Below are 6,195 nucleotides of genomic sequence, written 5' to 3' on the forward strand. Positions count from 1 at the left end.
CGGACCATCGGGTCCATGCCCTCGATCGGGACGCCAAACACCTTCGATGCGGTTGCGGCGTGGATGTCCTCGCCGTTTTTAAACGCCTCGCGCAGGGCATCGATCTCGGCCACGTGGGCCAAAAGGCGCAGTTCGATCTGCGAATAGTCGGCAGAAATCAGTTTGTGACCGGGCTCGGCGATAAAGGCTGTACGGATTTTCCGGCCTTCCTCACTTCGGATCGGGATGTTTTGCAGGTTCGGGTCATTCGATGACAAACGCCCGGTATTGACGTTGGTTTGTCCGTAACTGGTGTGCACGCGGCCCGTATTGGGGTTGATATGGTGGGCCAGCGCGTCGGTATAGGTGCTTTTAAGCTTGGAAAGCTGACGCCATTCCAGAAGCTTGGCCGGAAGGTCGTGACCTTGGGCGGCCAACGCTTCAAGCACGTCTGCCCCGGTCTGCCAGGCGCCGGTTTTGGTCTTTTTACCGCCGGGCAGGCTCATCTTATCAAACAGGATTTCACCCAGCTGCTTGGGGCTGCCAAGGTTGAACGGCTCGCCCGCCATTTCGTGAATGGTTTCTTCAAGGGCGGCCATGCGTTTGGCGAAGTCTTCGGACAGGTTTTTAAGGATCTCGGCATCGACCTTGACCCCAAGGCCTTCCATTTCGGCCAGAACTGCCACCAGCGGACGATCAAGCGTCTCATAGACGCTGGCCATATGTTCCTGCGCGATGCGGGGTTTGAGCAACCGATGCAGGCGCAGCGTGATATCGGCGTCCTCGGCCGCGTAATCAAGCGCCTTGTCGAGCGGGACCTGATCGAAGGTGATCTGGGTCTTGCCAATGCCACAAACATCCTTGAAGGAAATCGGTTTGTAATCCAGATGCAGCTCGGCCAATTCATCCATGCCGTGCCCGTGGCTGGTGCCATCAAGCACATAGGACAGCACCATGGTGTCATCCATCGGGGCAACCTTGATGCCATGGCGGGCCAGAACGATCATATCGTATTTCAGGTTCTGACCGACCTTAAGAACACCGGGGTCTTCCAACAGCGGTTTGAGCAGCTCAATCGCGCGTTCGAGCTTGATTTGCTTTGGCGCGTCCTTGCTGTTGCTTGGGCTGTCGGCGGGATTGTCGCCAAAATCAAAGCCGCCCTGTGCTTCGCCACTGACATGACCAAGCGGGATGTAGCAGCCATTGCCGGGCTCGGTCGAAAGTGAAACGCCGACCAGTTTGGCCTGATGGGCATCAAGCGATGTGGTTTCGGTATCGACCGCGACGGTGCCAAGATATTCGGCCTCGGAAATCCAGTGCTTTAGGCGGTCTTCATCCTGCACCAGTTCATATTCGGCCTTTTCGACTTTGATATCATTGACACCAACACCGGCCGCTGTCGGGCTTTCAAATTCAACATCGCCGCCGAATTTCGACTTTACTTTAGAAAGCAATGATTTAAAGCCGTGACTTGCGATGAAGCTTAAAAGAACTTCCGGATCGGGTTCACGTAATTCGAAATCACCCAGTGGTTCGACCACCGGCACATCGGTTTTCAGCGTCACCAGATCGCGCGAAATACGGGCAAGCTGGGCATTTTCAATCAGCTTTTCACGGCGCTTGGGCTGTTTGATTTCGCCAGCGCGCTCCAGTAGAGAATCAAGATCGCCATATTCATCAATAAGTTGAGCGGCGGTTTTAATACCAATACCAGGCACACCCGGGACATTATCGACGGAATCGCCTGCAAGTGCCTGAATATCAATGACCTTGTCCGGGGAAACACCGAATTTTTCCAGAACTTCGGCAGCACCGATGGTGCGATTCTTCATCGCATCAAACATTTGCACCCGATCGGTGACCAACTGCATGAGGTCCTTGTCCGAAGACACGATAATCACGTCAGAACCTTCTGCCTCGGCCTGGCGGGCATAGGTCGCGATCAGATCGTCGGCCTCAAAACCTTCAAGCTCGATCGATGGCAGATTAAATGCACGGGTCGCATCACGGATCAGGCCAAACTGCGGTACCAGTTCTTCGGGGGGCGGTGGACGATGGGCCTTGTAGTCGGGATAGAAGTCGTTGCGGAACGACTTGCCTTTGGTGTCAAAGATCACCGCCATATGGTCTGGTTTGGTATCTTCGCGCAGCTTCATCAGCATGGTGCAGAAACCATAAACCGCATTCACCGGCGTGCCATCGGGGCTCGTCATCGGTGGCAGGGCGTGGAAGGCGCGGAAAATAAAGCCGGAACCGTCAACCAGAACGACGCGACGCGGGGATTTGTCGGCGGACGAACCGGTGCTGGACGGGGCGGAATCTGTCATGCGTCTCGTGCTCTTATACTCGTTAAAAGATTGGCCGGAAGAATGCCCGATCCCGGCCTGTAAGTCGAGTGCCGCCTGCCTTAAAGAGGCAAAAACACCCAAGGCTGCTGACAGTTTTGCGCTTGCGAATGCCAAGGGTAAGCTTGCGTGGCTCAGATATCATTTCGAAATCATAACAATATCACTAAAACCCTCATTTTCCGGGTTTTTTGGCATCATTCTTCTTTGTGCTTATCAGCTTGCCCCGGGATTGCTATGGTAGCGGATTACTTCATCCCAAGGGACATGGGAGAGCGGGTTCGTGGCCCGGAAAACGAGCAAGCCGGAATTTTTGCCAAAAGGCATCGGCGTCGAAACTGCAGGTCCGGCGCGTGAGCTTTCAGATGACATGAAGCTCGCCACCCGGAAAGGCAAAAAGCAGAAAGACCGTCGCAACGCGAACGGTGGTGGATGGCGCAGCTTTTTTAGCGTCACTGCATGGCTGCGCTTTATCCTGACCTTTGGTACTTTTGGCCTGATCGTTCATGGCCTGTTCGTTGTTTTTGGCATTTATGAACGCAATCAACGCCTCGCCAACTTTGATCACTTCGTCTTGTTGATCAAACTCGTGGTGTTTGTCGCGCTGATGTACCTGTTCTACGCGATGCTGATGCATTACGGCCCGATCCGCCACAAGGTGCGTGGCATCTTCTTTCTGGCCTTGGCACCCGTGGCCGCCCTTTGCATCTTCATGATCTATGGTGGCGGACAGATTTTTGGCAGTTTCCTACCGGTGTTGCAGTTCCTGACCCTGACCGTCGGGGTGGGTGGATTTTTGCTCTATATTCTGGGCTATACCTGGATTACCGGGCGCAAGGTCAAACGCGAAGCGGCCAAACACGGTGATCCGGCCCAAGTTGTAAATGATGGCGATGCTGCGGGTGACAGAACTTTGCCACCGCTGGTCCAGGGCGATCGTCGTCGCCAGAATACGGCGGGCAATCTGCGTCTGCGCCGTACAGATGGCGGTGATGGTCCGGCACGGGGCTCAGCGCGGCGCAAGATCGAACTGCCTGACGTATAATTGCCGCATTAAAGCTTCGTTCAGGAGCTGTGTTTTTCCAGAACCAGACCCGCAAGATAGAGGGATCCCAGAATAAGCACCCGTTTCGGGGTGCGGCAGGCATCAAGAAGCGGGGTAATGGCCGCTTCGAAGCCGTCACAGGAAAATGCCGGGGAAATGCCACAGGCAATTGCCGCGTCGCGCAGGGTTTCTGGCAGATGTGCCTGATGTTCGCCAGGGATCGGTACACCAGCCAAGGCGGTGATATGCGTTGCCAAAGGTTTCAGGAAGGCTTCCGCATCGCGGTTATCAAGCATGCCCATGATGACAACGGTGTCGCCAGCGGGTTGGCGCGACAGCCAGTCGGCAATCGCCTCGGCCGCGGCAATGTTGTGGCCACCATCCAAAATCAGATCGCAGCCATCGGGCAAGGCGTCACACAGCGGGCCTTTGGTAAGTTTCTGAAGCCGTGCGGGCCAGCTTGCGGTTTCAAGACCACGGGCAAGGATATTGATGTCCTTTCCGTCAAAGCCGGGAATGCCGGCCTTGCGCACCGAGGCAATCGCAGTGGCAGCATTGGTGTATTGATGGCGTCCCGGCAGGGCCGGGTGCGGGAGATCGATCTGCTCGGTCCCGATGCGGATCGTAAAGTCGTCTTCGCGTTCCTCAGTCACCTCGAAATCATTGAAGATCGGGGCCGAAATGCGGTTGGCGTGACAGGCCAGCGTATTAAACGCCTCAAGGCTTTGTAGTGCGGTAATGCATGGAACGCCGGTTTTCATGATCCCGGCCTTCTCGAACGCGATTTTGGCAATCGTGTCACCAAGGAAGCCCTGATGATCTAGCGAGATTGGCGTGATCACGGTCGCGGCAGGTTTATCGATGACGTTGGATGCATCAACACGTCCACCCAGCCCGGTTTCAAGCAACAGGACATCGGCCGGAACCCGCGAAAACGCCAGGAACGCCGCGGCCTGGGTAATTTCAAAGAAGGTAATCGAGTCCCCGGCATTAACCGCCTCAACTTCTTCGAGAAGATCACACAGGGCTTCTTCTGAAATCATCTGGCCGGCGAGGGTGATGCGTTCATGAAAACGCACCAGATGCGGGGATGTGGAGCAATGCACCCGAAGTCCCGCCGCCTCATAGATCGCGCGCAGATAGGCAAGGGTCGATCCCTTGCCATTGGTGCCGGCGATATGAATGACGGGGGGGAGTGAAAGGTGCGGATTGCCCAGCTTTTCAAGCAGCCGGGTAATCCGCCCTAACGAAAGGTCGATGACTTTCGGGTGCAGCTTGCCAAGGCGAGCAAGGATTGCGTCGCTGCCCGCCAAGTTATTTATCCGCACTCGGAGTTTTGGATTTGGTCGATTTGGCCTTGGCGTCCTTGATCGGCACCACAGCCGCACCCGGTTTGGTGCGACGGATCATATCGATCAGGCGGCCAAAGGTCGCATTCAGTTCCGAACGCGGCACGACCATATCCACCATGCCGTGTTCCAGAAGGTATTCAGCCGTCTGGAAGTCATCTGGCAGTTTTTCGCGGATGGTGCTTTCGATCACGCGGCGCCCAGCAAAGCCGATCTGTGCGCCCGGTTCTGCGATCTGGATATCACCCAGCATGGCAAAGGATGCCGAAACACCGCCGGTGGTCGGATCGGTCAGGAGCACGAAATAGGGGAGGCCCTTTTCCTTGACCTTTTCGATCGCAGCCGTGGTGCGTGCCATCTGCATCAGGCTGAGAATGCCTTCCTGCATGCGCGCGCCACCCGATGCCGGAACGACGATCAGGGCGGCATCCTGCACACAGGCAAGTTCAGCTGCTGCAACGATGCCTTCGCCAACGGCGATGCCCATCGATCCACCCATGAAGGAGAAATCGAAAACGGCAATCACGGTCGGATGACCACCGACTTCGCCATGGGCCACAGCCAGCGCATCTTTGAAGGTTGCTTTGGCCTGGGCCGCCTTGAGGCGGTCGGTATATTTCTTCTGATCGCGGAATTTCAGCGGATCGACCGGAACATTCGGCAGTTCAATGGTCTGGTACTTGCCATCATCAAACAGGGTTTCGAGACGTTCCTTGGCGGAAATGCGCATGTGATGACCGCAATGCTGGCAAACATGATTGTTCTTTGCCAGATCGCGATGGAAGATCATCTGTTCGCAGGATTTGCATTTGTGCCAGAGGTTTTCGGGCACATCAGTGCGGCGAACAAGTTTCTGAATCTTTGGACGGACGAATTCAGTCAGCCACGACATATCGGATACTGATCCTTGGTTCTGTCTATATCGGTTCTTTCAAACGCAGCGCCATCTATTTGCGCGCGTTTCGGACCCCGTTCGCAAGTTCACTTACAAGGCCGGTAACCATAGAGGCGGTCTTATCGGTGGCCTTGCCGTTTTCGTCAAGACTTTCGGCAACTTTTGATACGATTGCCGATCCGACGACAGCGGCATCGGCCTGTTTTGCCACGTCGGCTGCCTGGGCTGCGGTCTTGATGCCAAACCCGACCGCAATCGGCAGATCGGTATGGCGACGCAGGCGTCCCATTGCTTCGACGATCTGCTCGTTGCTGGCAGATCCGGCACCGGTCACACCGGCAACCGAGACATAGTAAACAAAGCCCGAGGTATTCTGAACAAGTTTCGGAAGACGCTTGTCATCAGAGGTCGGCGTGGTCAGGCGAATGAAGGACAGGCCCTTTTCCACGGTCGGAATGCAAAGCTCTGCATCTTCTTCGGGCGGCAGATCAACAACGATCAGGCCATCAACCCCGGCATTGCGCGCATCTTCAAGGAATTCGGCGACGCCATAGATATAGATCGGGTTGTAATAGCCCATCA

Annotated in this window: 6 protein-coding genes; 2 read left to right on the forward strand and 4 right to left on the reverse strand. The window is 55.7% G+C overall.

The annotated features are described in order from the left end of the window. Positions 1-2,306: DNA polymerase I (gene polA, locus B2T33_RS03210; RefSeq protein WP_286791143.1), on the reverse strand; the 2,306-nt coding region annotated here is incomplete at its 3' end. Between polA and B2T33_RS03215 the strand changes: the two genes are divergently transcribed. Both B2T33_RS03215 and B2T33_RS03220 read left to right on the forward strand, forming a co-directional pair. Then, entirely contained in the window at positions 2,305-2,568 is a 264-nt protein-coding gene (locus B2T33_RS03215; protein ID WP_286791138.1) for a hypothetical protein, read from the forward strand. The two genes, polA and B2T33_RS03215, sit on opposite strands and share 2 nt — an antisense overlap. A 39-nt stretch (positions 2,569-2,607) precedes the next feature. Continuing rightward, on the forward strand, positions 2,608-3,369 hold the full coding sequence (locus tag B2T33_RS03220) for a hypothetical protein (RefSeq protein WP_064780175.1): 762 nt from the start codon (positions 2,608-2,610) through the stop codon (positions 3,367-3,369). A 20-nt stretch (positions 3,370-3,389) separates the two neighbouring features. On the opposite strand, the gene B2T33_RS03225 is transcribed toward B2T33_RS03220, so the two are convergent. The 3 genes from B2T33_RS03225 to trpA all read right to left on the reverse strand — a co-directional run. Beyond that, the gene (locus tag B2T33_RS03225; RefSeq protein ID WP_286791139.1) at positions 3,390-4,682 is read right to left on the reverse strand and encodes a bifunctional folylpolyglutamate synthase/dihydrofolate synthase; all 1,293 of its coding nucleotides are present in this window, start codon (positions 4,680-4,682) and stop codon (positions 3,390-3,392) included. A gap of 1 nt (position 4,683) precedes the next feature. Then, complete coding sequence (accD, locus tag B2T33_RS03230) at positions 4,684-5,610, reverse strand: acetyl-CoA carboxylase, carboxyltransferase subunit beta (protein WP_063086422.1); 927 nt, start codon at positions 5,608-5,610, stop codon at positions 4,684-4,686. Positions 5,611-5,665: 55 nt separating this feature from the next. Beyond that, positions 5,666-6,195 (reverse strand): tryptophan synthase subunit alpha (gene trpA, locus B2T33_RS03235; RefSeq protein ID WP_286791140.1); only part of this gene is annotated, 530 nt, incomplete at its 5' end.

Source organism: Thalassospira sp. UBA4513 (assembly GCF_002388495.1).
Taxonomy (GTDB): domain Bacteria; phylum Pseudomonadota; class Alphaproteobacteria; order Rhodospirillales; family Thalassospiraceae; genus Thalassospira; species Thalassospira tepidiphila.

Coding starts and splice junctions, on each gene's coding strand:
- B2T33_RS03215 (WP_286791138.1), top strand. CDS start 2,305: ATGCGTCTCGTGCTCTTATACTCGTTAAAAGATTGGCCGGAAGAATGC.
- accD (WP_063086422.1), bottom strand. CDS start 5,610: ATGTCGTGGCTGACTGAATTCGTCCGTCCAAAGATTCAGAAACTTGTT.